The 25,335-nt window shown below is 71.5% G+C and carries 24 protein-coding genes; 17 read left to right on the forward strand and 7 right to left on the reverse strand.

Annotation, left to right across the window (positions count from 1 at the left end; translation table 11 throughout):
- Positions 1-99: 99 nt before the first annotated feature.
- The 3 genes from WME82_RS15075 to WME82_RS15085 are packed head-to-tail and all read right to left on the reverse strand — an operon-like array spanning position 100 to position 3,874.
- The gene (locus WME82_RS15075; protein WP_438043396.1) at positions 100-2,379 is read right to left on the reverse strand and encodes a hypothetical protein; all 2,280 of its coding nucleotides are present in this window, start codon (positions 2,377-2,379) and stop codon (positions 100-102) included.
- Between the two features lie 24 nt (positions 2,380-2,403).
- Positions 2,404-3,063, reverse strand: coding sequence for a class I SAM-dependent methyltransferase (locus WME82_RS15080; protein ID WP_438043397.1), 660 nt, complete (start codon positions 3,061-3,063; stop codon positions 2,404-2,406).
- Positions 3,056-3,874: a class I SAM-dependent methyltransferase gene (locus WME82_RS15085; protein ID WP_437746134.1), complete on the reverse strand. Its 819-nt coding sequence runs from the start codon at positions 3,872-3,874 to the stop codon at positions 3,056-3,058. The genes WME82_RS15080 and WME82_RS15085 overlap by 8 nt, the downstream gene beginning before the upstream one ends.
- Positions 3,875-4,076: 202 nt before the next feature.
- Here WME82_RS15085 and WME82_RS15090 point away from each other — a divergent pair, with 202 nt between their 5' ends.
- The 5 genes from WME82_RS15090 (at position 4,077) to WME82_RS15110 (ending at position 10,660) form a co-directional block, all read left to right on the forward strand.
- Positions 4,077-4,337, forward strand: coding sequence for a hypothetical protein (locus tag WME82_RS15090; protein ID WP_438043398.1), 261 nt, complete (start codon positions 4,077-4,079; stop codon positions 4,335-4,337).
- Between the two features lie 294 nt (positions 4,338-4,631).
- Positions 4,632-4,895 carry a hypothetical protein gene (locus WME82_RS15095; protein WP_437871890.1) on the forward strand — a complete coding sequence of 88 codons (264 nt, stop codon included), beginning with the start codon at positions 4,632-4,634 and terminating at the stop codon, positions 4,893-4,895.
- Between the two features lie 524 nt (positions 4,896-5,419).
- Positions 5,420-6,817, forward strand: coding sequence for an SGNH/GDSL hydrolase family protein (locus tag WME82_RS15100; RefSeq protein ID WP_438043399.1), 1,398 nt, complete (start codon positions 5,420-5,422; stop codon positions 6,815-6,817).
- Positions 6,818-7,058: 241 nt separating this feature from the next.
- Positions 7,059-8,456 carry a sigma-54-dependent transcriptional regulator gene (locus WME82_RS15105; RefSeq protein WP_438043400.1) on the forward strand — a complete coding sequence of 466 codons (1,398 nt, stop codon included), beginning with the start codon at positions 7,059-7,061 and terminating at the stop codon, positions 8,454-8,456.
- A gap of 368 nt (positions 8,457-8,824) precedes the next feature.
- A complete protein-coding gene (locus WME82_RS15110; RefSeq protein WP_438043401.1) occupies positions 8,825-10,660 on the forward strand; it encodes a glycoside hydrolase family 43 protein in 1,836 nt (611 codons plus the stop codon).
- A 220-nt stretch (positions 10,661-10,880) separates the two neighbouring features.
- Here the strand turns inward: WME82_RS15110 and WME82_RS15115 are convergent, their stop codons facing one another.
- Positions 10,881-12,110 (reverse strand): hypothetical protein, encoded by a 1,230-nt coding sequence (locus WME82_RS15115; protein WP_438043402.1) that lies wholly within the window; start codon positions 12,108-12,110, stop codon positions 10,881-10,883.
- A 19-nt stretch (positions 12,111-12,129) separates the two neighbouring features.
- Between WME82_RS15115 and WME82_RS15120 the strand changes: the two genes are divergently transcribed.
- The 9 genes from WME82_RS15120 to WME82_RS15160 all read left to right on the forward strand — a co-directional run bounded on the left by WME82_RS15120 (position 12,130) and on the right by WME82_RS15160 (position 19,283).
- Positions 12,130-12,405 carry a hypothetical protein gene (locus WME82_RS15120; protein WP_438043403.1) on the forward strand — a complete coding sequence of 92 codons (276 nt, stop codon included), beginning with the start codon at positions 12,130-12,132 and terminating at the stop codon, positions 12,403-12,405.
- Positions 12,406-12,971: 566 nt separating this feature from the next.
- Positions 12,972-13,193, forward strand: coding sequence for a hypothetical protein (locus WME82_RS15125; RefSeq protein WP_438043404.1), 222 nt, complete (start codon positions 12,972-12,974; stop codon positions 13,191-13,193).
- A gap of 5 nt (positions 13,194-13,198) precedes the next feature.
- Positions 13,199-13,447, forward strand: coding sequence for a hypothetical protein (locus WME82_RS15130; protein WP_438043405.1), 249 nt, complete (start codon positions 13,199-13,201; stop codon positions 13,445-13,447).
- 5 nt (positions 13,448-13,452) lie between these two features.
- Positions 13,453-14,268 (forward strand): hypothetical protein, encoded by an 816-nt coding sequence (locus WME82_RS15135; protein WP_438043406.1) that lies wholly within the window; start codon positions 13,453-13,455, stop codon positions 14,266-14,268.
- 375 nt (positions 14,269-14,643) lie between these two features.
- Entirely contained in the window at positions 14,644-15,063 is a 420-nt protein-coding gene (locus WME82_RS15140; protein ID WP_438043407.1) for an AraC family ligand binding domain-containing protein, read from the forward strand.
- Between the two features lie 53 nt (positions 15,064-15,116).
- Entirely contained in the window at positions 15,117-15,893 is a 777-nt protein-coding gene (locus WME82_RS15145) for a class I SAM-dependent methyltransferase (RefSeq protein ID WP_438043408.1), read from the forward strand.
- A 168-nt stretch (positions 15,894-16,061) separates the two neighbouring features.
- Positions 16,062-18,068 (forward strand): type VI secretion system Vgr family protein, encoded by a 2,007-nt coding sequence (locus WME82_RS15150; RefSeq protein WP_438043409.1) that lies wholly within the window; start codon positions 16,062-16,064, stop codon positions 18,066-18,068.
- A gap of 19 nt (positions 18,069-18,087) precedes the next feature.
- Positions 18,088-18,444, forward strand: a complete 357-nt coding sequence (locus WME82_RS15155; protein ID WP_438043410.1) for a PAAR domain-containing protein — start codon at positions 18,088-18,090, stop codon at positions 18,442-18,444.
- Positions 18,441-19,283: a DUF4123 domain-containing protein gene (locus tag WME82_RS15160; RefSeq protein WP_438043411.1), complete on the forward strand. Its 843-nt coding sequence runs from the start codon at positions 18,441-18,443 to the stop codon at positions 19,281-19,283. The genes WME82_RS15155 and WME82_RS15160 overlap by 4 nt, the downstream gene beginning before the upstream one ends.
- 18 nt (positions 19,284-19,301) lie before the next feature.
- Here WME82_RS15160 and WME82_RS15165 read toward each other — a convergent pair whose 3' ends face one another.
- Together WME82_RS15165 and WME82_RS15170 are read right to left on the reverse strand one after the other, a co-directional pair.
- Positions 19,302-21,623, reverse strand: a complete 2,322-nt coding sequence (locus WME82_RS15165; RefSeq protein ID WP_438043412.1) for a DUF2169 family type VI secretion system accessory protein — start codon at positions 21,621-21,623, stop codon at positions 19,302-19,304.
- Positions 21,624-21,687: 64 nt separating this feature from the next.
- Positions 21,688-22,230: a hypothetical protein gene (locus WME82_RS15170; protein ID WP_438043413.1), complete on the reverse strand. Its 543-nt coding sequence runs from the start codon at positions 22,228-22,230 to the stop codon at positions 21,688-21,690.
- A gap of 71 nt (positions 22,231-22,301) precedes the next feature.
- On the opposite strand from WME82_RS15170, the gene WME82_RS15175 reads away from it, so the two are divergent.
- Together WME82_RS15175 and WME82_RS15180 are read left to right on the forward strand one after the other, a co-directional pair.
- On the forward strand, positions 22,302-22,847 hold the full coding sequence (locus tag WME82_RS15175) for a DUF4123 domain-containing protein (protein ID WP_438043414.1): 546 nt from the start codon (positions 22,302-22,304) through the stop codon (positions 22,845-22,847).
- 288 nt (positions 22,848-23,135) lie between these two features.
- Positions 23,136-23,645, forward strand: a complete 510-nt coding sequence (locus WME82_RS15180) for a hypothetical protein (protein ID WP_437871913.1) — start codon at positions 23,136-23,138, stop codon at positions 23,643-23,645.
- 26 nt (positions 23,646-23,671) lie between these two features.
- On the opposite strand, the gene WME82_RS15185 is transcribed toward WME82_RS15180, so the two are convergent.
- Positions 23,672-24,100 (reverse strand): CBS domain-containing protein, encoded by a 429-nt coding sequence (locus WME82_RS15185; RefSeq protein WP_438043415.1) that lies wholly within the window; start codon positions 24,098-24,100, stop codon positions 23,672-23,674.
- Positions 24,101-24,414: 314 nt separating this feature from the next.
- Between WME82_RS15185 and WME82_RS15190 the strand changes: the two genes are divergently transcribed.
- Complete coding sequence (locus tag WME82_RS15190; protein ID WP_438043416.1) at positions 24,415-25,200, forward strand: LEA type 2 family protein; 786 nt, start codon at positions 24,415-24,417, stop codon at positions 25,198-25,200.
- Positions 25,201-25,335: the final 135 nt, after the last annotated feature.

Below are 25,335 nucleotides of genomic sequence, written 5' to 3' on the forward strand. Positions count from 1 at the left end.
GACCGGCGGATCGGGCGGCGTGCGCCCGGAGACCTCCTGGTCACCGGGCGCTGGAACGACGGTGGGTAGCTCCGCGCGGTGGTCTCGGGTACGCGCCAGTCACCGGCGCGTGGTGGCGGACAGCCGGCCCCGGCGGAACAGCGGCCGCCGGAGCCGCGGCGCCCCCAGCGCGAGCGCGGCCCCGCACGCGAGCGCGAGCGCCTGCAGGTAAAACCGCGGCAGCGCCACCACCGCCTCCAGGTGGTGCCGGCCGGGCCCGACGCGCACCGCGAAGAAGCCCGGGGCGACGCGCCTCGTGGCCAGCTCGGCGCCGCCGTCGCGCACGCGCCAGCCGCTGTACGCCGTCGCGCGGAACACGACGTCGACCGGCGCCTCGGCCTCGACGAACGCCTCGTATGCGCCCGGCTCGCGCGGCACCTCGCGCACGCTGGCGCGGGCCGCGTCGCAGCCGTCGTCGGCCACGGCCACGCGCTCGAGCGGGCCGCGTGTGGCCTCCAGCGCCACGAGCTCACCAGGCGTGTCGAGCACTGTGCGCGGCTGCTTCAGGTGCTCGAAGAGCGCCGCGAGCAGATCGGCCTCCTGGCCGCGCCACACCTCGCGCACGCACCCGAGCCCCACGTAGTCCGTGCCGCCCACCCGCCGAGACAGCTCGACCTCGCCGCGCCTGTCCACGAGCGCCCACGCCTCGGGCGGCCCCGGCCGCTGCGTGGTCAGGTGGATGAGCGTGCGGATGCCGAGCGCCTCCGCGCGCGCGGCGCTCCCGGGGCGCTCGGGCGCCACCGCGAGGAAGGCCGCGGCGTGAACGCCCACATGCGCGCCCGCGCCGGTCGAGACGGCCATCGGGACCGCGCGGCGGAGATCGGCGGCGTGCATCATCGAGCAGGTCGCGAACTCGTCCTCGACGGCGTAGCTCGCGCGGCCGTGCGGCGCCTCGGCGAGCCAGCGGGCGATGAGATCGGGGTCGAAGCCCTCGGCGGGCGGCGGGCAGCCGCGCGACGCGACGAGCGCGGCCTGCTTCTCTGCAAGGACGTGGAGATCGGCCGCGCGGGCGGGGATCTCGAGGGCCGCGACGAGCGCGAGCGCGGCCGGCAGGACCGCGGCGAGCGCGGCTGGCAGGAGCCCGGCGAGCGCGGGGCGCGAGCGGCGCGCGCCCCGCGCTGCCAGCGAGGCGCCGATGCGCGCGAGCGCCGCCGCCGCGAGGTCGAGCGCGCCGAGGATGGCCGCGGCCGCGACGAGCGGCAGGAGGGCGAGGGCGCGCATCGGCTGGAACAGCGAGAGCAGCGCGCGGCCGAGCGGGCCTGCGCCGACGATCCAGCCGCCGCTCATCGACAGGAGCAGCGCGACCGCCGACGCCGCGAGGACGGCCCGCGACGCCGGGGCGCGGAGGCGCGTCGCATGGAGGAAGCAGGCGGCGATCCACGCGGAGCCGATCACCGGGGCGTGCTCGTGGTCCAGCAGGTCGCCATCGAGCATCCACGGCAGCACGCGCTCGGGCCCGAAGCCGATGTGCCGCCAGCCGAGGCCGGCGGGCCAGCCGAAGGGCGCGGCCATCGACGCGATGCCGGGGCCGTAGAGCGCGGCCGCGACCAGGCCGCCGCCGGCGAGCGAGCGGAGCACGCGCGCGCACAGCCGCCGATCCCACGCGGCGATCGCGGCCGCGCCCAGGACGGCGGCGCTCACCGTGAAGACCTGCGGGTGCGTCGCCGCGCAGGCGGCGGCGAGCGCCGGTCCGAGCTCGAAGCGGGCGGGGCGGATCACCGCGGCGGCCCACGCGATGACGAGGGGGATGACCAGGATCTGCGAGAGCAGCCCGAGGAGGAAGAATGACGGCCACCCGCCGGCGAACTGCACGTACGGCGCGACCCACGCGAGCGCCACCGCGCCGGCGGCGGCCGACGCGGGCCGCGCGCCGACCGCGCGGGCCGCGGCGAGGACGACCAGCGGGGCCCCGACGAAGGCCGCGAAGCCGAGCCCCTTCACTGCGACCACCGGCGCGACGCCGAGGCGGATCAGCGCCGCCACGAGCAGCCAGCCGACCGGCGGGTAGTGCAGCGCGACCGGGAAGCCGCCGTTGTTCGTGGCGATCCACCCGTGCGGCAGGCCGCTCGTCGCGATGTCGTAGGCGATGGCGAGGTGCGAGATCGTGTCCTTCGACAGCGCGGCGCCGGGCCCGGCGAGCGCGGGCGCGTCGCGCAGCGCGGGCAGGAGCGCCACCACCACCGCCGCCGCGGCGGCGAGCCAGGCGAGGCGCGGCGCGGGCCCGGGCGCGACGGGTACGGCCGGCGCGGACGCGGGCGCGATGGGGCCGGCGGCCGCGTCCGCGCGGAGCTCGGCCAGCCGGAGGACGAGGACGCCGAGCGCGAGCAGGAGGTAGAGCATCAGCGGAGCTCGCCGTCGCCCGGGTCAGCCCGGGGCGCGTTGCCAGGTGCCGAGGAGCGACCAGCCGGTGAGCGTGCGCCGCACCGATACGAGCCGCATCCGCTCCCCGACGTCGAGCGCCGCGAGGCTGCGCTCGTCGAACTTGCTCGGGTGGATGTGCTTGCGCGAGAAGCCGTCGCGGCGCGCGATCCACTCGAGCACCGTGGCCTCGAGGAGCGGCAGCGTCGACAGGCAGCCGTAGTTCGGGGTCGTGAGCAGCAGCGCGCCGCCCGGCGCGAGGCGCGCCGAGAGCCCGCGCGCCCAGCGCGACGGATCGAGGGTGTGTTCGACGACCTCCTTCGCGAGCACGACGTCGAACGGGCCGTCGAACCCGCCGCCCGTCGGGAGCTCGTAGGGCCCCGGACAGACGGCGAAGCGCGCTGCGCGCGCCGGGTAGAGGCGCCGGCACGCCTCGATGGCGCGCGCGTCGAGATCGCAGCCGTAGAGCTCGGTCGCGGGCGGCGCGCCGGGGATCTCCCCTTCGAGGCCGCAGCCGACGAGGAGCACGCGCGGGCGCGGGCCGCGCGCGGCGATGGCGCGGGCGAGGGGGCGGGTGAGCGCGCTGTGGTAGAGCGACCACGGGAACCGCTCGCGGCGGCGGTGGTTCGAGAAGTAGTCGCCGGGCGGCGCCGCCGTTTCAGCCATCGGGCCCTGCCTGCGCCACGAGCAGGTACTCGGCGGCCGCGTCGCCGCCCGGGGCGAGGCGCCCGAGCGCGTTGACCATGGCGCGCGCCACGTCGACGGTGAGCGGGCGGAGCGCTGGCATCGCGATCCAGCGGCCGGTGAGCTTGCGCATCACGTAGCCGAGCAAGCTCGGGTACAGCATGAAGTCGAACGCCCACGAGGTCGGCCGGCCCGCGATGGGGCGCGTCTCCACGAGGTCGAAGCCCGCGCGCGCGAGGTGATCGCGCCAGCCCGCCTCGTCGTAGAGGTGGACGTGCGAGAAGACCCGATCGAGCGCGTCGCCGTACGCGCGCGAGAGGCCGACCAGGCCCACGGAGCGGAGCGCCTCGGGCAGGGCGAGCTGGTACGTCCAGTCGGGCGTGGGCACGATGAGCACGAACCGCGCCCCGGGCCTGAGCGCGCGCCGGATGTTCACGAGGGCGCCGTGGAGATCGGGCACGTGCTCGAGGCTGCAGTTGGCGATGGCGCTGCCGAAGAACCCCTCGGGCAGGTGGACGTTGACGATGTTGCCGCAGATGAGCGTGCGGTACGACGCGGTCCGCTGCGCGCGCTGCACCTCGGTCGGGTTGATGTCGATGCCCCACGCCTGCTTGTCCGGGTAGGCGAGGCGCGCGAACAGGCCGTCGCCGCAGCCGACGTCGAGCAGCGGTTCCGGCAGATCGAGCTCGCGCACGGCGCGCAGCCGCACGCACTCGCGGATGGCGAGCGCCGCCGGCGCGAAGGCGTAGTAGGCGGAGAAGTCGTCCGCGTCGAGCGGCCACTCTCGGTCCATGGGAGCGCTCATCACCCGTGGAGGCGCAACGAGCGCCGGTATGCGCGGACCGCTCCGGTCGGGTGCGGCCCGTCCGTCGGTTCGACGATGGCCTCGAGGGCTCCTGGATCGAGGTGCGGCAGGGGCATGCGCCGCATCCTACCATCGGAGCGGCGCTCCTCGGGTACGGCCGAATTTCGCAGGCACGGGGACGCCGAGGGCCGTGTTACCGAGCGCGGGTTCGGCGTTCGCGAGCTCGGAGAGCCCGCCCTGTACGGGGCTGTCGCGCAAGGACGCGCCCATCTTCTTCGAGTTCGAGCGTGCGACTCCGGAAAGCGTCTTTCAGAAGCTCGCCGCGACCGAGCCCACCACGGGCTTCGGCGAGACGTTCCAGTGCAGCAACAGCATGGCCTCGGCCGCCGGCTACCTTGGAGGGGATGTCGCGGAGCCGATGCTCGGATACGCCTTCATCGAGGCGGACTGAGGCGCCCTGCGTCGGCGTGGCTCGACGTGTCGGCTCCGGGGGCCACGAAAGGAAGACGCGGCGATTGGCGAGATCCGCCGGCCGCGATCGCACCTTGTGATCAGGCCGTTGGTGGCAGTTGGTGTGTCGAAATGAAAATGCATCGGGCCGAGCGCGCGTAAGCGGTTTGCGATGCCCGCCGCGCGGACGAGCCTGCATTTTTCTTCGTCTCGTCCGCACGGCGTGCCAGCCTGCGCCCGCCATGCGGAACCGATCCAGCGCGGGCCAGCGACACCGGAAGAAGAGGAGTTCGTGATGACCACGCAGGAACTCGTCGAGCAATTCATCGAGCAGGGACGCACGCAGGGGGTCGCGCAAGGGATGGCGCAGGGGATGGCGCAAGCGACGATCGAGCTCTACGAAGCTCGGTTCGGCCCCATGCCGCCACCGCTGCGGTTGGCCGTGGAGGCCATGCGCGACCTGCCGACGCTCCGAGCGTGGCACCTCCTCGCCGGCACTGGGACGCGCGAGGCCGTGCACGAGGCCCTCGCCGCCGGTCCCTCCGAGCGCTCGTCCTGACCCCCGCCGCCAGCCGCCCGGCGGCGCGCCGCCGGCGCCGGGCTGGCCGGAGCGCCGCCCGCGCGACCCACGGCGGCCTCGGGTCATGGGTCGAAGCGCCTCGACGACGCGTTGCGCCGGGTGTTACCGAACGTAACGCGAGCGCATCGAAGCGTTACCGAACGTAACGCCACGTGGTCGGACGGCGCGCCCCGGGCGTTCTCCCGGCGATGAACCGAGTAGTATATCGAGTCCTCGTGTGACACACTCGATGGCGCGTGTGAGGGACATGGCATCGGCCCGCGCTCTCCCGCGCGCCTCCGGACATCGACGGTGGGCAGCGCAGCCATCCAGATGAGCTCTTCGATCGATCGGGGCTCGATCCGGGCGACGCTGCGCGCACGAGCGAACCGGCGCGCTATCGGCTGAAATCAAAAAATTCGAAAGTTCGAATGCGCTGAAGGAGCTGCTGGTCGGCGGGGGCGGTGCGCCGAGGGGCAATTCGAACGATCGCGAACACAGCAATCTTTCGAGCGTCGAGGACCATGCGAAGAATACTTTGTGCTCTTCTGTTTTTGGCTGTCGCCGGCTGCGGCGATGACACGGACACCACGACATCGAGCAGCACGTCGAGCTCGACGTCCAGCTCGAGCAGCGCGGCGAGCTCCGGCGGGGGTGATGCCTCTGGCGGCGGCGATGGCGGCGGCGACACCGGAGGGGGCGGCGCTGGCGCCACCGGCGGCGGCGGGGCCACGGGCGTGGGGGGTGGCGACGGCGGCGGTGGTGGCGCCGGCGGCGCGGCGGAGGCGCACTGGGTCGGGACGTGGACGACCGGTCCGCAGCTGACCGAGCCCCACAACAACCCGCCCCCGGACGGTCCGCAGCTGACCAACAACACGCTGCGCCAGGTGATCTATACGTCGATCGGCGGCAAGGGCGTGCGGCTGCTGCTCTCGAACGAGTTCGGCGACGGACCGGTGACCATGGAGTCGGTCCACATCGCGGAGTCGACGACCGCCGACGGCATCGACGTGGCCACCGACCATGCCCTGAAGTTCACGGGGGCCGATTCGGTGACCATCCCGGTGGGCAAGACGGTCTTCTCCGATCCGATCGAGTACACCATCAAGCCCAACACCAAGATGGCGGTGACCATCAAGTTCGGCGCCGTGCCGGCCGGGATCACCGGACACCCGGGCTCGCGGACCAACTCGTATATCCAGACCGGCAACGGGGTCTCGGCGGCGACCCTGACCTCCCCTGTGTCCACGGCGCACTGGTACTACATCACGGGCCTCGACGTCGATGCGGCTCCCGAGGCGGCGGCGATCGTCATCCTGGGCGACTCGATCACCGATGGCCGCGGCTCGGACACGGACGGGAACACCCGCTGGCCGGACTTCCTGTCTCGCCGGCTGCGGTCCAATCAGGGGACCCAGCAGGTCGCCGTGCTGAACCTGGGCATCGGCGGGGGCAACGTGCTCGCCGGCGGGCTCGGGCCGACGGCCAAGGCCCGCTTCCAGCGTGATGTCCTGGATCAGCGCGGCGCGAAATGGCTGATCACGTTCATCGGGGTGAACGACATCGGCGGCGACAGCCAGCCGCCCGTCGCCGAGAACCTGATCGCGGCCTATGGCGAGTTCATCACCAAGGCGAAGGAGAAAGGGATGCTCGTTTATGGAGCGCCCATCACGCCGCTCGGCACCGGGTACTTCTCCGCGGCCCGCGAGACGACCCGCCAGACGGTCAACACCTGGATCCGCACGAGCGGCAAGTTCGACGAGGTCATCGATTTCGAGCCGGCGGTCGTCGACCCCAACGATCCCACCAAGCTGAAAGCTGACCTCGACTACCAGGATGACGGGCTGCACTTCAACCCGACCGGCCTGGAGGCGCTCGCGAACGCCGTCGACCTCTTGCTGTTCGTCCCCCAGCCCGAGTAGAGCGGAGGCCTCTCGTGGGGGGGGCGCCCGATCGGGCGCGCGGAGCTCCGAGCTACCGCGCGCCCGGCGAAGACCACCCGCTCCCCCCGGCGGAGAAGCGCCTCGGCCCTCGTAGGGCGCCATGACCGGTAACCTGGACAACCGAGCTGCCAGCCTTGACGCGTTGCGCCATGCGTCCTCACGTATTCAGCCGCAACGGTCCTGAGTAGCCTTGTCCCATGCGCGGGCTCGAGGTGGCGCCGTGAGCCGGATCCTGCTGGTCGAGGACGAGGTCGTCATCCGGACGGAGCTCCGGCGGCTGCTCGTTCGTCATGGGCACGACGTCATCGAGGCGGGGTCGGTCGAGGATGCCTCGGCGGATCACGATCTGCGCGCGTTCGATCTCGTGCTGGCCGACGTGCGCCTGCCGGGCGCGCCGGGCACCGCGCTCGTCGGGCAGTGCGGCGGCGCGCCGGTCGTGCTCATGACGAGCTACGCCACGGTGAAGGCGGCCGTGGACGCCGTGAAGCGCGGCGCTGCGGATTACCTGTCGAAGCCGTTCGATCATGCCGAGCTCGTCGCCCTCCTCGACCATCATCTCCCCGGCGCGCGGCCTGCGCGGAGCGCGCTCCCCGACGTCGCGAAAGGCGCCTCGGTGCCCGCGCCGCCTGCGCCGCCCGTGCCGCCTGCAACTGAAGACGACGAGCTCGAGGGCATGGTCGGCGGCTCTGCGGCCATGCGCGAGGTGTTCGCGCGGGTGCGCAAGGTCGCCCCGAGCGAGGCGACGCTGCTCGTCCTCGGCGAGAGCGGCGCGGGCAAGGAGACGCTCGCCCGCGCCGTGCACCGGCTGAGCCCGCGCCGGCAGCTGGCGTTCGTCCCGGTCCACTGCGCGGCCATCCCCGAGGGGCAGATCGAGGGGGAGCTCTTCGGATACGAGCGCGGCGCCGTCCCCGGCGCGATCTCGGCGCGCGCTGGGCTCTGCGAGGCCGCGGAGGGCGGGACGCTGCTGCTCGACGAGGTCGCCGAGCTGCCGCCCAAGGTCCAGGCGCGGCTCCTCCGCTTCCTCCAGACGGGCGAGGTGCGGCGCGTGGGCGCGACCCGCGCCCGGCGCGTCGACGTGCGCCTCATCGCGGCGACGCGCCGAGATCTCGTGGCGATGGTGCGCGACGGATCGTTCATGAGCGACCTCTACTTCCGGCTGCGGGTCCTCGAGATCCGCCTCCCGCCGCTGCGCGAGCGGCCGGGCGATGCGCTGCGCCTCGCGGAGTCGCTGCTCCGGCGGCGCGCGTGGGCGATGGGCCGCGCGCCGCTCACGCTGACGCCGGAGGCGCGCGCCGCCATCGCGGCGGCCCCCTGGCCGGGCAACATCCGGGAGCTGGAGAACGCCGTTCATCGCGCGATGGTGCTCGCCGATGCGAGCGAGATCGGGCTGGAGCTGCTCGGGCTCGACGCGCCCCCTCAACCGCCGTCGCCCGCGCCTGCCGCGGACGCGCACGAGGGAGAGCCCCCGTCCGACTCTCTCGAGGGTTATTTCCGCCGCTTCGTCCTCGAGCACCAGCACGAGCTGACGGAGACCGAGATCGCCCGCCGCCTCGGCATCAGCCGCAAGGCGCTGTGGGAGCGGCGGCAGCGGCTCGGGATCCCCCGGCCGCGCTCCTGAGCCTCCGTCGACGGCGGCGCGCCCCCGTCAATTTTGGTTGACTGGTGGAATGTGAACGTTCACAATTGACTCAGGCGCGCTCGGGCAGGGCGGTGACCTGACAAAGCCTCCCTTGGGCTGGCATTTTTCGCGGGAAGTTGAACAGGGAGGCGGGGAGACGGGGAGATCGGTGGAATTTTACTCCCCGTCTCCCTGCCTCCCTGTGAATTTTCCCGAAAATTTCGGGCGAATGCTTCTGGGCGGCGACCGCGCGACAACGCCGGGTCGTCCCGACCAAGGAGCCGCGTCGCCTCGACGCGTTCGTTTTTCTTTTTTCTGACAGCCGCGCGCCGCGCGCTCTCGCTGACACCTCTTATCGGGCCATCACCATGCACTTCCCTTCCCGACCTATCAACACCCGCTCTCTCAACCGACGCGCATGCGGTGCGGCGTCTGCTGCCTGTCTCCTCGCTCTCCTCGCAAGTTGTAGTGGGGAGTCGCAGGTGGGTGACGGTGATGGCGGCGGCGGCGCCACGGGCGCGACGACCGGCCCTGGAGCGGGCGTTTCGAGCAGCAGCGGCTCGGGCGGGAGCGATGGGCAAACGACGAGCGGCGGTTCGACGAGCGCCAGCGGAAGCTCGGCCGCGTCCGGGGGAGGTGACCCCGGCGCCGGCGGCGGCGACGGCGGCGACGGCGGCGGCGCCCCAGCCGTCTGCCCCGAGACCTACTCCAATCCTCTCCTCTGGCAAGACCTCCCCGATCTGGAGGTCATTCGCGTGGACGACACGTACTACTACACGGCGTCCACCTTCCACCATGCGCCTGGAGCGCCCCTGCTCCGTTCCTACGATCTGGTCCACTGGGAATACGTCTCCCACTCCGTTCCCCTGCTGGACGTCGACCCGTCATACGACCTGAGCGGGGGTCGATCCTATGTCAACGGCATCTGGGCTTCCACGCTCCAGTACCGGGAGAGCAACAAGACCTTCTACTGGATGGGCTGCATGCACAACAAGGGCGGCGGCTGGGTCTTCACGGCCAAGTCCCCCGAAGGTCCGTGGGAGAAGCACAAGGGCGGCTGCTACTACGACATGGGGCTGTTGATCGACGACGACGACACCATGTACGTGGCTTCCGGAAACAACACGATCAGCGTGGCGCAGCTGAGCGCAGACGGCTTCAGCCAGGTCAAGAGTCAGACGGTGTTCCAGACGCCGGGCAACCTCTCCGGACCGCTGGAGGGCTCTCGCTTCATCAAGAAGGATGGAAACTACTACATCTTCACCACGCAATACGCGAACGGTGAGTACGTGCTTCGCTCGACGAGTGGGCCCTTTGGTCCCTACGAGCTGCGGCCCTTCGCGGTCAAGCTGCCCTACGCCGGCGCTCCGGGCTCCGGCGGCGCCCCGCACCAGGGCGGCGTCGTCCAGACGCAGAACGGCGACTGGTACTACCTCGGGTTCAACGACTCGTACCCGGCGGGCCGCATCCCGGTAATGGCCCCGATGACCTGGACCGACGGCTGGCCCTCGCTCACCCTGGTGGACGGCAAATGGGGAGGTACGTACCCCTTCCCGAACCTGCCTTGCGGATCGAACCGGGTGAAGCCGCCTGTGACCAAGGACACCTTCGCGGAGGCGACCCTGCGCCCCGAGTGGGAGTGGAACCACAACCCCGACAGCACCAAGTGGTCGTCCGGGGCCGGGCTGACCCTGCAAGCCGCGACGGTGACGAGCGATCTGTACGCCGCGCGAAACACGCTGACGCGCCGTATCGAAGGGCCCGTGTCGATCGCGACGATCGAGCTCGATCATAGCAAAATGCAGAACGGCGATGTCGCCGGCCTCGCCGCCCTGCGCGACATGTCGGCGTGGATCGGGGTCAAGAGAGCGAACGGGGCGACGCGCGTCGTGATGACCAATGGGGTCAACATGAACACCTCCTGGGCCACGACGAGCACGGGCACCGAGGTGGCTTCCGCCGAGGCGTCCGGCAACACGATCTGGCTGCGCGTGGAGGCCAACGTCCGCACGGACAACGGCGGCGCGCAGGCGCGCTTCTCCTACAGCACGGACGGCGCCCGATTCACCAACCTGGGCAACACGCTCAACATGAACAAGAACTGGCAGTACTTCCTCGGCTACCGGTTCGGCATCTTCAACTACGCCACACAGTCTCTGGGCGGCTCGGTGAAGGTCGCGTCCTTCGAGGTAACCAAGCCGTAAGATGGGAGCCGGCCGCCTGCATGGTCATCCGCGTGGCCGAGAGCGAGAGGCCCACGGGCCCGCTCGAGGGCGCGTTGGGTCGCCCGCCGGCTCGCGCACCGCAGGGGGTGGCATCGAGCCGGCGGCGTTCATCGATGACGATGGTGAGGCGTGCCTTGACGGGGGGTTGCCCCCCAGGGGCCGCGCATGCGCAGGGGCGAGGGGGCCGGGCGGGGCGAGTCTAATTCTTCGTCGGCGCGGGCGCGCCGCTCTGGATCCACTGGCGGAGGGTCGCGAGCTCAGCGCTCGTCACGCTCGGCTTGCCATCCGCGGCCTGCGGCATGACGCCCGTCTGGCAGGTGCCTCCGGCAGAAGGCCTGCATCCGGCGCTCCCGGCCGTCCCTGCGACCTTGAGGTAGAGCCAGCTCTGGTCCGGATTTCCCGGGACCACGAGCTTGAACTGCCCGCCGCCCTTGGCGGTCTTGTTGACGAGGCCCGCGACGATGTCCGTCGAGCTGATGTCGCCGCCGAGCGACAGACCTGCTGCGGGACCGGTCGACGGCGCGGCGTGGCAACCGCTGCACTTGTGGATCGCGCTCTCGAAGATCGGACGGACGGTGGTGTGGAACACGCCGGACTCCTCGGGCAGGGGATTCCCCGGATCCGGATCCGGCTTCAGGTCGGGATTGATGACCTGAGCGATCGCGTCCATCTCGTAGCACTGGGCGGCCACCGCGTCCTTCAGCTTCTGGTCGGTGGGCGACATGCCCTTGGCGACACGGTACTTCTCCCAGACGTTGTCGATCCAGCCGTGCAGCTTCCAGAACATGTAGTTGTCGATGTTCGTGAACTGGTTGCCGAGGCCGTGATCGGTGTTCTGGGGGCGCACCCACTTGAAGTGGAGATCCCCGTGCAGGCCGCTGGCCTGCAGGCTGGTGCCCGGGATGGCCTGGCCGGCGAAGCACTGGAGCCACATACCGAGCGCGCCCTCGTCCGGGAAGCGGCTCAGGTTCTCCGGCTTGTCGATCTCGTCGCCGATCTTCGCGTTGGCGAGCGTCGTGGAGCTCCAGGGCCTGAAGTCCGATCTCCACTGCTGGGGCAGCTCCTCCGCCGTCGTGGGGAACTTCTTGAAGCCCTCGAACTGCTCCGAGTGCTTCGGCCAGAGCTGCTTCAGCGACTGGATCATGTGCCGGTGCATGGCGAGGAACTGGTAGCCGTCGCCCGTGCTCTTGCACTCCTGGTCCGACGGGACCGGGACCGCCGACCTGCAGATATTGACCCTGCTCATGCCCATGCCGCCATTGCAGCGCCGGATGCTATGCCACTCGAAGTGGGCGGCTTGCCATTCGTTCTCCTCCATCCAGGCGATGACTTCCGGCTGAACCGTGAGATCGATCTGGTTGTTCTTCACGAACTCCGCCGCGCCGTCCTTCATCGTCGCGTCGCTGGGATGGGGATCGTAACCATCCACACAATGATCCTTCGGGTGCGTGTCGCCCGTCCCGCTCGAGCCGCCGGTGCCACCGGCGGGATCTCCGGTCGACGAGGACGAGCCCGTGGTCGCGCCGGAGGTGGAGGGGTCGCCGGCGCCGGCGCTGCTGGTGCTGGGGCCGGCGCTGGTGCCTGTCAACGAGGAGGTCGTGGTGGAGGTGGACGACACGCCGGCGCCGCCTGCTCCACCAGAGCCCCCGGCGTCGGGATCTTCGCCGCTACAGGCGCCCAGCAGCAAGGCCGTAACGCACGAGAGGAAACCGAACGTGCGTTGAGACCTCTTGCCCAATGACACAGTGGACGGACCTGCCTGATCGTTGATTCGCATGGTGCTCCTCGTTACCGCTGGATGCCGGACCGCTGGGTGCCGGGTGCATGCTTCCGCGCAGCCGCTGAGCCAGACGCCAGATGGAGCATCGGCCAACCGCCGGTAGTATTTGCGTAGCACGAGGCTTCCGAGCAGAGAAGCGGGTGTAAATTTGCTCCAAAACGATCATCGCCGTCGTTGGATGAGCCGCGGGGAGAGGGAAAGTAAAGAGTATTTAGTATGTCAAGGGTGATCGCCGCTCACCCTGGTGATTGAGGGTTCCGTGCGCCATCCGCCTTCCTCTTGGAAAAGTGAAGCTGTATCGATGGTTGATCCCGTTCAGTGAGGCCATAAATTGCCCGTTCCTGCCCAGCCGTTCCGCTGACCTCCGAGATCAAGGGGGCGCCATGGGAAGGCGAGCTCCGCAGGCCAGCGATGCTGGACGCGGCGAGCGACCTCATCCTTCGTTGATCGAACAGGGCGTCGGTCTCGGCGACCTCGTGACGCTTCAAACCCTGAAGGAGGGTATCGCGTTTGCTCTGCGGCGCGAACACCGCGGCTCTCGAGCGCCGGCTCGCGCGTGGGCAGCTCGATGAGCTCTCGGAGATCGTCACGGAGCATGTGGGGAGGCCCGCGGGCGCTTTCTCTGCCTCGTTGACCCTCTCGCGCGGCGCGGTCTACCTTGCGAGCGCCCCCATGACCATCCACGTCGTCCGCCTGGGCGAGCTGCCGGCCGCCATGGCGCGTCGCTGCTGAGGGCGATGCTTCCGGCGGACGAGGTCATCAAGAAGCTGGTGCACGTGCTCGCGCCGTACCTCGGCGAGAACATGGCGCGCGCGGCCGTGCGCAGCCAGGCGGACAAGCTGGGTTTCAAGCACGGGCGCCTCTCCCCGGCCGACGTGGAGCGCTTGCTCGCCGCGGTCGCGCCGGGGCTCGGCGTGTTCGTCGGGCGCGACAAGGCCCAGCGGATCCTCGACGAGGCGCGCGCCGCGATCGGGGCGCAGGGATGAGCTCGATGACGCGAGTCCCCGTTCGCCGCGTGGCGCCGGTGGTGGTGACGATCGTGTGCGCGGTGTACGTCCCGCGCCTCCTGCCACAGGCCGCCGAGCTCTCCGAGCGGATCCTCCCGACGTCGGTCGTCGACACCGTGGGTCCGCTCGTGCGGCTCGCGTGCCTCGCGCTCGCCGCCGTGTTCGGCCTGCGCAGCGCCGCGCGCCTCGAGCGCGACAACCCGGCGCGCGGCCCGTGGTTCCTGCTCGGCGCGTGGCTCGCGCTCTTCACCCTGGGCCAGGTCGGGCTCGTGTACTATCCGCTCGTCGCGCGCGCGCCCACGCCGCTGCCGTCGATCGCGGACGCCGCGTTCCTCCTGGGATATGCGCTGCTGATCGCCGCGTCGGTGCGCTTCGTCTTCGTGTACCGCGCGTCCGGCTTCCCCGTCGGCAGCGCGCGCGAGCACCTCGGCATCGCCGCGGGCGCGGCGGCGGCGATGGCGATCGTCGGTTATCCCCTGCTCGCCCCGATCGCGCGCGCGCCGGTGCCGCTCGGCGAGCGGCTCATCAACATCGCCTATCCCATCCTCGATCTGATCGCGCTCGTCCCCGCGCTGGTGATGCTGCGGATCACGCGCGCCTTCCGCGGCGGCAAGGTGTGGGCGATCTGGGGATCGCTGCTCGCGGGCTGCGCGCTCATGGCCGTGGGAGACATCCTGTTCGCGTTCTTCTCCTCGGCGAAGATGACCGCGTTCGGGCCAGGCGTGGACATGATGTTGCTCCTCGGGTACTTCGCGGCGGCGTGCGGGACGATGCTGCAATACGAGACGATCACCGACTGACGACGGTGGTGCGGTGCTTGCCACTGGTCACAGGTCGCCCCGGCGGCGCGCGATGGCACGGTCCGAGCGTGAGGGCGGGCGTGACATGTCACGCTCTCGGGTGTGACATGTCACGCTGTCGGCCGTGACATGTCACGGCGGCTCGCCCGGCGCAGAGGTCGAGCCGTCGGCCCGGCGCGCGCCGCGGCGCGCCCATTGGGGTCGAATTTGCCGCGTCGGCGCGCTTGCGCTGCGCCCGTGGACGTCACGCCGGGGAGGGCGCGCCAGGCGGCATGCGCGTTGCGTTGTTGCCCGCTCGCGACCCCCGTCCACGGGCGCGCGGCGCCGCCGCGCCATCACACGGAGCTGAGCGCCATGATGTCTGCGCCGATACCGATGACGACAATGAATCTCCTCTCGAGGTCCCTCTCTGTCGAAAAGCGGATCGACGAGGCGGTCCTCTGCGCCAACGTGCCGAGCCCGCTGTCCTCGGTCGCATTCCATGAGGACGTCGAGTGCATCCGCAGGTTCTTCGCCGCGGGGTTCCCGGTTCACCTGGCGGTTCACCGGGTGGACAGCGCCGAGGCGGCGCGCCGGGACTACACGGCGCTTCACACCCACGACGGCCCGGAGATCAACCTGATCCTCCCGGATCCCGCGGGCCTCGAGTACCGCGTCGAGCTCGGTTCCCGCGTCCACCACGTCACCGAGAGCACGAGCATCTGGATCCCGCCGGGCGTCCCGCACTCGGCGAACGTGATCGAGGGCTCTGGCTACTTCATCACCGTGCGCTTCGACCATGGGGGTGCGACATGAGACGTGACCTTCCTCGGAGCCTCGACAAGGACGTTGGCGTCAGGAGGCCCGCCGTGGCCGCGTCGAGCGCCGCGCAGGCCTACCGGAGAGGGAGCCTCTGGCAGAGGGGGCGCGGCGAGCGCCTCATCGCGTTCGCCGGCGTGAGGCGGGGCGAGCTCGTGCTCGACCTCGGCTGCGGCACCGGCGGCCTCACGCGGCAGCTCGCCGAGATCGTGGGCCCCGACGGGCGCGTCCTTGGGATCGATCCGGACGAGGCGCGGATCGCGCTCGCCCGGCGCACCGCAGGCGCGCCCAACCTGGAGTTCCAGGTGGCGGCGGCCGAGACCCTCGGCGAGGTCGCCCGGGGCCGCTCCTTCGATCTCGTCTTCTCGAACTTCGTGTTTCACTGGATCCGCGACAAGCGCGCGGTCCTCCGCCTGATGCGCGACCTGCTCCGCCCCGCAGGGCGCATCCTCGTCCAGTGCGTCTCGTCGCTCCCCGCGCTCGTCGGGGAGCTCTCGCGGCTCGCCGACCCTTCGGGGGAGAAGATCCTGCGGGATTTCGCCTTCGAGGACGCCGCGGCGCTCGCGCACCACGTCGAGGGCGCCGGGCTCCAGCTGCTCCGCCTGGAGGAGCAGCATGGAACTCACGTGTATCCGACGCTGGACGCATTGCTGCGGTGGTGGCAGGCGACGACCCACGACCGGTTCGACCCGAGGGCCGTCGAGCCCACGGCGCTCTCTCGGTTCGCCGAGCAGCACGGCGACGGCGGCGTGTTCCGGGTGCGCGAGACGTTCTGCTGGTTCGAGGCGCGGCTCGCCCCGGCGCACTCGTGGGGACGCGAAGGCTGACTCCCTGAATCTCGAGGGTTTTTTCTGGATTGCGCCGACGTTTGTCTGGTCTCGGGGCCAGGACGACGCGATGCTCCTGGCTGCCACGCCCCCGTTCTTTTCCGAGGTGGGCTACCATCCGCTCTCCGCAGCCTTCCGCGGCGGCGCTCGCACCCAGGACCGATCCGAATGTCGATCTTCGAGCTCTCGTTCCAGTCCGGGGAGGCCTCGCTCTCCGTGCGCCGTGTCGTGGTCCAGGAGGCTGTCTCCGAGCTCTTCGCCGTCTCGGTGTGGGCCCGGTCCAGGCTCTCGGATCTCGAGCTGGAGTCGCTCGTCGGCCAGAGCGCGTCGCTCCAGATCCAGCCCGACGCCGCGCACCTCCACTGGCTGAGCAGCAGGCTCTGGCAAGGCGTGTGCAGCCACGTGGAGCAGGTGCAGGCCGAGCCGACGGGGCTCTCGACGTACTACCTCCGCATCGTGCCGCGCCTCTGGCTGCTCACCCAGCGCCGCGGCCACCGCATCTACCAGCACCTCTCCATCCCCGACATCGTCGACGCGCTCCTCGGCGAGTGGGCGATCGAGCCGGCGTGGAAGATCGATCGCGGCGCGTACCCCAGGCTCGAGTACAAGGTCCAGCACGGCGAGAGTGATCACGCCTTTCTCTCCCGCCTCCTCGAGGAGGCGGGCATCGCCTACACCTTCCCCGACCGCGGGGCGGACACCAAGCTCACGCTGAGCGACAAGCTCGAGGCGGAGCCGCTGAGGCCGGGGCCGCCGCTGCCGTACGTCGACAACCCCCTCGAGACCGCCGAGCGCGAGTTCGTCACCAGGGTGCGGCTCGGCCACGAGGTCCGGCCCGGCGCGAGCACGATCCGCGGCCACGATTTCCGCAAGCCCTCGTTCGCGCTCACCGGCGAGGCGCCCCCGGCGCCCGCGCCCGAGGCGAAGTACGAGCAGTACCGCTACGAGCCCGGCGCGTTCCTCGCCGCGAGCGCCGGGGGCGGCGCGCCCATCGGCGACGCCAAGGGCGTTTACCGCCACGACCCGAAGCACGGAGCCGATCTCTCGACACGGGTCCTCGCGGCGATGCGCGCCGACAAGCGCGGCGTGCTCTTCGAGGCCAACGTGATCGACCTCTACCCCGGCCGGGTCTTCGCCGTCGATCAGCACCCGCACCCGGAGTTCGGAAGAGGGCCGCTCTTGGTGGCCGAGCTCGAGATCGTGGCCTCGCTCGGCGAGCCGTGGAGCGTGCGCGGGCGCGCGCTCTTCGCCGATCCCAAGGTCCCGTACCGGCCGGCGCGCAAGACGCCCAGGCCGGTCGCGCCGGGGCTGCAGAGCGCGACCGTGGTGGGGCCGCCGGGCGCCGAGATCCACACCGACGAGCTCGGGCGGGTGCGCGTGCAGTTCCCGTGGGATCGTGAGGGCAAGCTCGACGACAACAGCTCGTGCTGGATGCGCGTGAGCCAGGGCTGGGCGGGCGCCGGGTTCGGGATGTTCATGCTCCCCCGCGTCGGCCAGGAGGTGCTGGTGGCCTTCCTCGACGGCGATCCAGATCTCCCGATCGTGGCCGGGCGCGCCTTCAACGGCCGCGAGCTCGTGCCGTACAAGCTGCCGGATCACAAGACGGTGAGCACCTGGAAGAGCAGCTCGTCGCCCGGCGGCGCGGGGTACAACGAGATCAAGTTCGAGGACCAGGCGGGCCAGGAGCTCGTCTACATGCAGGCGCAGCGCGACAGGAACCAGCTCGTCAAGCGCGATGAGGTCGAGCGCACCGCGCGCCACAAGCGGAGCACCGTGGGCGGCGACGAGCACGTGGTCGTGAAGGGCGCGCGAAAGCAGCTCGTCCACGGGGGCGACCACGTGCACGTGAAGCTGGACCAGCGAACGGCCGTCGACGGCTCGGTGTCGCTCACGGTCGCGGTGAACCGGGACGAGCGCGTGGGCGCGAACCACGCGCTCGAGGCCGGCAAGCAGCTCCACATCAAGGCGGGCGCGACCCTGGTGCTCGAGGCCGGGCAGCGGCTCACCATCAAGGGGCCTGGAGGCTTCATCGACATCCACCCGGGGGGCGTCGACATCGTGGGATCCATCGTCAACATCAACAGCGGCGGCGCGCCGGGCGCCGGCCAGGGCGCGAACCCGGCGGCGCCGCTCGAGGCCGAAGAGGCGCACCCCAAGGACACGCCGTCTCCCTGAGACGAGGAGGAGCGAGATCATGCCCGCCGCCGCGCGCCTCACCGATCTGCACACCTGCCAGACCCACCCTGGCCCCACGCCGATCGTCTCGTCGGCCAGGACGGTGAACATCGGCTTCCTGCCCGCGGCGCGGGTCGGCGATCGCGCCGCGTGCCCGGCCAGCGCCGCGATCGTCCAGGGCTCGGCGACCGTGTTCATCGAGGGCGCCATGGCCGCGCGTCTCGGCGACGAGACGGCGCCGAAGGGCGCGATCGTGACGGGGTGTCCGACGGTGAACATCGGCTCGACCGCCACCATCGATGCGTTGCTCGCCGCGTCCGTGTCGGGGACTCCGTTCCTCGATTGCGAGAGCTGCCGGATGGACGGCGCCGGGTGAAGGCGCTGCTCCATGTGACATCAGGGCTGCTCGCCGGGCGGCGCGTGCGCCTCCAGGCCGGCGAGGCGCTGCGCGTGGGGCGCCTCGGGCGGGCGGACATCGTGATCTCGCAGGACGAGCAGATGGCGCCGGTGCATTTCGAGGTGGCCTGGGATGGCGCCGTGTGCCGGCTCGTCGATCGGAGCCGCCGGGGGACGCAGGTCGACGGCAAGGCGGTCGCCGAGGCCACGATCGGCGACGGCGCCCTCGTCGTCGCGGGGCAAACCCACTTCCTGCTGCGGCTCGTGCCCGACGAGCTGGGCGCCGATCTCCCGCCAGCGCTGCCGCGCCCGCCGCCGTCACGGGAGCTGCTCGCCGCGCGGGCGGTCGCGCTGGAGGCGCTGCAGAGCGAGCCGGAGCCGCTCTTCGCCCTCCTCGACGCCGCCCGCGAACGGCGCATCCTCATGCTGCTGCGCGCCTGCGAGGACGAGAATCGCTCGCTCTTCGAGGGCGTCGCGGGCGAGGCGATGGCCCGGGCGGCGCCGCACCTGGTGCGGATCGAGAAGGGGTCGGCGCTCCTGCCGGTGCTCGTGAACGAGGGGTGGGGCGAGAGCTGGGGAGTCTACCTGACCGGGCGGAGGCCTTTTCGAGAGGTGCGGCAGAGATTGCGGCGGTCGCTGATCGTGAGGGACGAAGAGACGGGGAGGGGGCTCTATTTCCGGTTCTACGATCCGCGGGTGCTGCGCGTGTTCCTGCCGTCGTGCTCGGTGCGGCAGCGGAGCGAGATCCTGGGGACGGAGATCGGCGGGGTCGTCATCGAGGGCGAGACGGGCGAGGTGCTGCGGCTCGGGGGGGCGTGACGGCGCCTGTCCGGATCCTCATGATGCGCGCCGCTGCCTGACCTGCACCACCCGCCCCAGCGCCGCCGCCTGGAGCGCCACCGGCTCCGCCTCCCGCTCGTCCATCGCCGGGTGCACCGCCGCGATCACCCGCGCTCGGAAGCGCGCCGAGAGCGGCAGCGCCTCGGCGATCGAGGCCGGCAGGTAGATGACGAGCGGCTGCGTCTCTCCGGCGACGCGCAGCAGCCCGCGCAGGTGCGGCCCGCCCAGCACCTTGCGCTTCTGGTAGTGCCGCTGCTCCAGCAGCGCGCGCTCCACCTGCTCGTTCGCGAGCTCCACCCGGCCCCTCTTTCCGTGGCCGAGCGCCTCGCGGATCTTCCCGCACAGCGCCTCGGCGACGGCGGGCGCCGTCGAGACGCCCGGCGTGGCGAGGAATTTCTCGGCGGCCCCGAGCGCCGCCGCGAGCGCGTCGTCGCCTGTCGCGAGCGGCGTCGCGGTGGAGACCAGCGCCTTCAGCGTCTCCACTTCGTCAAAGGACAGCGAGAGCTCGCCCTCGATCAGCTCGAGGGGCGGCACCGGCATGCCGCGCTTGCCGGCGGCGCGCGCGAGCGCCCCGTGCACGCCCGCGACGTCGGCGGCCGCGCCGCGATCGAGGATCTCGAAGACCTGCGCCCGATCCTCGATCTCGGCGGGCTCGTCGGAGAGCGCCGGATCGTCGGCCTCCGGGTCGAGGGGCTCGGCCTCCATCGCGTCGAGCAGGCGCTGCCAGGCCGGCTTGCGGACGATGCGCGGCACGCTCTTCCGATCGAACCAGACGAGCGTCAGCGCGTCCCGCTGCGCCGGCGCGAGCGCGGCGCCGGCGTCCGCTGCCCCGCCTGCGCCCGCGAGCATCGCGCCGATGGTCTGCGGCGCCGCCGGCGCGTGCGGGATCATGCCCATGGCGCTCGGCCCGGGCTGCGGAGCGCCGGCCGCCCAGGGGCTGACCGGCTCGCCGGGCGAGGCCTTCGCGATCGGCGGGGCAGGGATCGGAGAAGGGGTGTTCGATGCGGCGGCGGGGGGCGGCGCCGAGGACGGGGCGACGAAGGGGAGAGGCACCTTCGTCGCCTCCTCGGTGAGATCGCTCGTCTGGCCCTCGGTCGAGCTCGGCTTCGGCCGGACACCGGGCGGCTCGGCCGGCCGCGGAGCGGGCGCCTCGGGAGGAGGCGGCGTGGGCGGTCCCGCGCGAAAGGGCATGATCGAAGCCTGCACGGCGTCGAGCGATTTCGACGGCATGTCGACGGTCTGCTTCGACGGGCCGAGGGAGGGAGGCTTCACGCTGGGCGCGGCCGGGGCCACCCGCGGCGGCGGCTGGGGCCCCGGCGCCGAGGGGGTGGGTGCCTCGGCCGGCGCCTGCCTCGCGGGCCGCTCCAGCGAGACGCGGATCTGCCCTGACTCCTTGGGGCTCGCGAGCGGGAGCTGGCCTCGCCAGGTCAGCGTGCAGAGGAGGCGAGCGGTGTCGATCACGAGCGTGTCGCAGCGCATGGCGAGATCGCGCGGCCCGCCGGCGCGGCCGGTGACGGTCGCCCGCGGGCGCACGCCGGGGAGGCTGGTGACGAGGCGCGGGTGGCGAGGATGGAGGTTCTCGAGCAGGATCTGCTCGTCCTCGCGGAGCTGCAGCAGGCGCTGATCGAGCGGAGCGACGTTGAAGAAGGTGCGATCGAGATCCTCCGGCAGCGGGCTCGAGAGGAGCGCTCCCGACGACCAGGCCGCCGCGTGTCTGCCGAGCCTGCGGCGCCGCAAAGGCCAGGTGGGGGCGATGGGCCCGAAGCCCACCGCCGCGATGGGGTCGTCCGGGCTGGCCACGATCCGATCCACGGGGAGGAGGTTCGGGACGGCGGCCCTGCCGCGGGCGTCGCGCGCCTCGCGATGGATGCCCGCAGGGTTGTCCGTGTCCGGCCCGCCCGCGGCGCGCTCGTAGGCGAGCGGCATCGCCGTGAAGTGCGCTCCTTCCTGGAGCTCGCCCTCCTGGGTGAACCGGCGATCGCAGAACACCTGAATGGGTTTGTCGATCTCGCCCACCGCCATCCGCGCGATCAGCGACCGCGCGGGGCTGCCGCCGGGCGCGTGGGCGTGGCCGACGAGGACGACATCGGCGCCCTGCTTCAGCGGCGCGAGATCGCTCGCCTCGATCAGGCTGCGCGCGGGGTCGTCGTCCAGGTGCGCGTCGCGCTCGCGGATCGGCTCCTGCGCGGGCGCGAGCGGCGACTCGCCCGGCGCGAGCGTGAACGTCGCCTTGCAGACGACGGTGAGCACCCAGGTCAAGGAGCGCACCTGCCAGAGGAGCGAGGCGACGGGGAGCGGCCCGTCGGAGACGACATCCATAGGTGGGCCGACGGTACCACCACTCCGGCCGATTGGATTCGGTCAGGCGCGGCGCTCCGCGCCGTCAGGGGGCGCGCGGGCTGTCCGCGATGAACGGGAGCCCTGCCGCGGCCGCGTCCCGGAACGCCTGGGCCGAGGCGGCGGCCCGCTGCAGGCACGGCCAGCACGGCTCCTCCTGCGCGTCGTCGGGCTCCTCCGCCGGCGCTGCCGCGGCGCGCGGGCGCTGGGCCGGGACCGCCGCGGCGGGAGAGGGCGCGGGCTGGGCCAAGTCCTTCCCGGAGCCACCCTGGTCCGGGGCCTCCGCGACGTGTACCTGCCCCGCCGCGAGCGCGGCCGCGAGGTGGTCGATCACCTCGCGATCGTCCGGCGATATCGAGAGCCAGGGCCGATCCTCGCGGAGGAACCGCCGCAGCTCGTGCAGGATCTCGGCGCGCGCGCCGAGCGAGGCGATGTAGCGCCGCGCCGCGAGCCGATCTCCGCGAAGCGGCACGCGATCGCCCGGGGGCGGCTCTTCCCACGACCAGAAGAGATCGATCCACCGCTCCTCGCCCGGCCTGGCGGGCCCGCCGCCCTCCGGCGAGACAAGGTCGAGAAAACGCTCGTTCAACCGCAGCCGCAGCACGGAGGCAGGTTATCATGCCCGGGGCCGCGCCGGGCGGCCCCGCCGCGAGGTGATGGATGAATGACGCCGCGCTCGATCGAATCGTTCAGCACCTCTGGGGCGCGGAGGCGGATCTGGTCTACGCCGTCCTCGACGGCGCGCGCGACACGGCGATCTCCGACTCGGTGCGCTCCTCGGACCTGCCGCACTGCTGCCTCCTCGCGGGCGAGCTGGGCCCGGAGCTGGCCCAGGTGGCGCCCTACCTGGTGAGGCTCCAGCGATCGGGCGAGCTCACGCGACGCCTGCTCCGGCTCGGGTGGGGGAAGAGCTGGGGTATCTTCCTCGCCACGCCGTCTCCCCTCGAGACAGTGCGGCGGCACCTGCGCCGCCTGCTCCGCGTCCTGGGTCCGGACGGAGCGGCCATGTTCTTTCGCTACTACGACCCGCGGGTATTGCGCACCTACCTGCCCACGTGCAACGCCGGCGAGCTCGGCGAGGTGTTCGGTCCTGTCCTCCGCTACGCGGTCGAGGGCGAAGGCGAGGGGGAGCTCGTCGTGTTCCGGCGCGCCGGGCCCGAGCTCGCGCGCTCCGTGGTCGACCTCCGCGCGGCCGCGCCGGCGTGAATCCCAAGCGCGGCGCTGTTGATCCATGCGCATGTCGTTCGCGTTGACGCAAGAACTGCAGGTCGCTGCCCACGATCCCCGCTGCGGCTCCTCGGCAACGCCACCTTGCCAGCTCGCGATGAAGCCCGGCGGGACGTCCGCGCGCGGGTTGCACGGGCCTGGAGGTGGACACGGATCCCAGGCCAGCGCGCTCCGGACGGCTGGGGTCAGGCAGCCCCGGCGTGGCTTGAAACATCGTCTCACAGGGGGCACGTCGTGAGTCCAGTGCGACCAACGCTTCTCGAGATCGTGGTCAAGACGGCCGTGACCCACTCTGTCACCTACACCATCGTGGGTCTTCTGGCGTCTTCGCTGCTCGACTATACGCGGTTCTTCGCGGAGTCCAGCCTGAACCTCCTGATGCGGCCGACGAGCGATCCCTGGGTGATGGCGGGACCGCTCTTTCAGCCCATCCGGGGAGTGATGTTCGGGGGGCTCTTCCATCTGCTGCGCGAGCCGTTCTTCGGGAAGAGGAACGGGTGGCTGGTGATGTGGATCGCCCTGGCGGTGATAGGCATCCTTGGCACGTTCGGACCGGCTCCGGGATCCATCGAGGGGATGCTCTATACAACGTTGCCGACATGGGTCCACCTCAGGGGTCTTCCAGAGGTTCTCCTGCAGTCCCTGTCTCTGTCGCTGCTGCTGTCTTACTGGGTCCATCATCCGGAGAAGAGATGGTTGCGCTGGATGATGGGAATTTCCTTCTCGGTCCTGATGTCGTTCCCCGTCATCGGTCTGCTGGTAGGTCAGCCACGGTAGCCCAGCCCACCTCCCTGAAGCGGCGGTCACTCCTCCCTGAGGAGCCCGCGAAAGATGTCCACATAGCTGACGATGCCGACCAGCGCTCCTTCTCCGTCGACGATCGGGAGCGCGCCGATCTTGTTGTCGAGCATGAGCTCCATGAGCTCGGCCACGTCCGCGTCCGGACTGGCGCTCACGACATTGCCGCTCATGATCGTGGACACCGGCGCGCGGGCCTTCCGCGGCGCTGCGCCGACCTCCGCGGTGTCCTCGGCGTAGGGCGACTGGAGCGCGCGCAGGTCGCGATCGCTGAGCATCCCGACCAGCTCACCCTGCTCGTCGACGACCGGAACGTGGCGGAAGTCCATCGTCTGGAGCACGTTCACCGCCTCGCCGATGGGGTCGTCGACCCGCACGGTCCGGGGGTTCTCGGTCATGAGCTCGGCGGCGCAGATCTTGGGTAGTGGCATCATAGGCACGCTTGAGGCAACTTCCGGACCCGTCGGTCCTTCGATGTTGTCGAGCTCGCCGGGCGCGCGAGCGGCCCCATCCGCCGGCCCGTAGACGCCGCCGAGGGGCTCTCCGAGGCGCGCGACACGACGCGACACGACACGACAGGATGATAAAGGCGTTCAGCGGCGGGAGCCTCCGAGGGGTGGGGTCAGAGATCGTCTTTGGCCGCGATGGACACCAGCCGGTCGTGGATGCGTGGCCTTGGCTGCTGAGCACGCATCGTACGACAGCCACGCTGCATACGACCTCCCGTCGTGATCCGAGCTCTCGTGACGTGCGTTGTCGCCTGCTCGTTGCTCTGGAGCGACTCCCGAGCGCGGGCGTCGTCGACGTGCCCGTCTTCGGGCGACTGGACGTCCGCGATCTTGGCCTGGCGGTGTTCACCGTCCCGCTGGGGCTCGTGGACGGCTTCACGGCGTCGCCGGCGCGAACGGAGCGCCGCGGCCCGCCGTTCGCGCGCCGCCGTTCGCCGCGCCCGCCCCGCCACGAGGTGACGGCGCGGCCCTGCGCGGTTAAGCTCGCGCTCGTGCCGTTTCCCCGGAAGACCAACCCCGTGCGCCGCCTGCCCGCGCTCGCGCTCGCAGCGCTGACGGCGATCGCCGGCGCCGCGTGCGTCAGCAAGCCGACGATGCAGCTCGACCACGCCGAGATCACAGGGATCCGCATCGCCTTCCCGCCGAGCCTCGGCATCCTCATGACGATCGTCGTCAACGTCCACAACCCGAACTCGTACGACGTCGCTGTCCGCGCGGTGCGCGGTCAGGTCGTGCTCGCCGGCCGCTACCCGCTGGCGGTCGACTTCCGGGCCGACGGCGACGGCGTATGGCTCGCTTCCGACCGCACGACCCAGGTCCGCGTCCCCGTCAGCGTCCCCGTCGATCTCGGCCTCCAGCTGCTCCGCGAGACGCTCTCGTCGCCCGTCATCCCGTACCGCTTCAGCGGCCGGGCGGACGTCACCGCGACGCGCACCTTCCGGCTCGAGGCCGACGACTACTCGATCGACGATCACGGCGTCGTCGCCCGCAACCAGATCGAGACCGCCCTCGGCGTCCTGCGATAACACCCGCCGCGGCCGGAGGCTGCTGGCGGCACCCTGGCGGCCCACGGGGCGCCCCCGCGCGGACGAACACGCGCTCGGTCTCCGGCGAGGACCACGCGCCCCGGTGCCCGCGTTGGCGTGGCGCACGACGTGCCG

It is taken from the genome of Sorangium sp. So ce128 (assembly GCF_051525245.1).
Taxonomy (GTDB): Bacteria; Myxococcota_A; Polyangia; order Polyangiales; family Polyangiaceae; genus Sorangium; species Sorangium cellulosum_B.

What these genes read in the sequence shown, in the direction of transcription:
- WME82_RS15075 (WP_438043396.1), bottom strand. Translation starts at nt 2,379, where the DNA reads ATGCTCTACCTCCTGCTCGCGCTCGGCGTCCTCGTCCTCCGGCTGGCC.
- WME82_RS15080 (WP_438043397.1), bottom strand. Translation starts at nt 3,063, where the DNA reads ATGGCTGAAACGGCGGCGCCGCCCGGCGACTACTTCTCGAACCACCGC.
- WME82_RS15085 (WP_437746134.1), bottom strand. Translation starts at nt 3,874, where the DNA reads ATGGACCGAGAGTGGCCGCTCGACGCGGACGACTTCTCCGCCTACTAC.
- WME82_RS15095 (WP_437871890.1), top strand. Translation starts at nt 4,632, where the DNA reads ATGACCACGCAGGAACTCGTCGAGCAATTCATCGAGCAGGGACGCACG.
- WME82_RS15100 (WP_438043399.1), top strand. Translation starts at nt 5,420, where the DNA reads ATGCGAAGAATACTTTGTGCTCTTCTGTTTTTGGCTGTCGCCGGCTGC.
- WME82_RS15110 (WP_438043401.1), top strand. Translation starts at nt 8,825, where the DNA reads ATGCACTTCCCTTCCCGACCTATCAACACCCGCTCTCTCAACCGACGC.
- WME82_RS15130 (WP_438043405.1), top strand. Translation starts at nt 13,199, where the DNA reads ATGCTTCCGGCGGACGAGGTCATCAAGAAGCTGGTGCACGTGCTCGCG.
- WME82_RS15135 (WP_438043406.1), top strand. Translation starts at nt 13,453, where the DNA reads ATGACGCGAGTCCCCGTTCGCCGCGTGGCGCCGGTGGTGGTGACGATC.
- WME82_RS15140 (WP_438043407.1), top strand. Translation starts at nt 14,644, where the DNA reads ATGACGACAATGAATCTCCTCTCGAGGTCCCTCTCTGTCGAAAAGCGG.
- WME82_RS15150 (WP_438043409.1), top strand. Translation starts at nt 16,062, where the DNA reads ATGTCGATCTTCGAGCTCTCGTTCCAGTCCGGGGAGGCCTCGCTCTCC.
- WME82_RS15155 (WP_438043410.1), top strand. Translation starts at nt 18,088, where the DNA reads ATGCCCGCCGCCGCGCGCCTCACCGATCTGCACACCTGCCAGACCCAC.
- WME82_RS15165 (WP_438043412.1), bottom strand. Translation starts at nt 21,623, where the DNA reads ATGGATGTCGTCTCCGACGGGCCGCTCCCCGTCGCCTCGCTCCTCTGG.
- WME82_RS15175 (WP_438043414.1), top strand. Translation starts at nt 22,302, where the DNA reads ATGAATGACGCCGCGCTCGATCGAATCGTTCAGCACCTCTGGGGCGCG.
- WME82_RS15185 (WP_438043415.1), bottom strand. Translation starts at nt 24,100, where the DNA reads ATGATGCCACTACCCAAGATCTGCGCCGCCGAGCTCATGACCGAGAAC.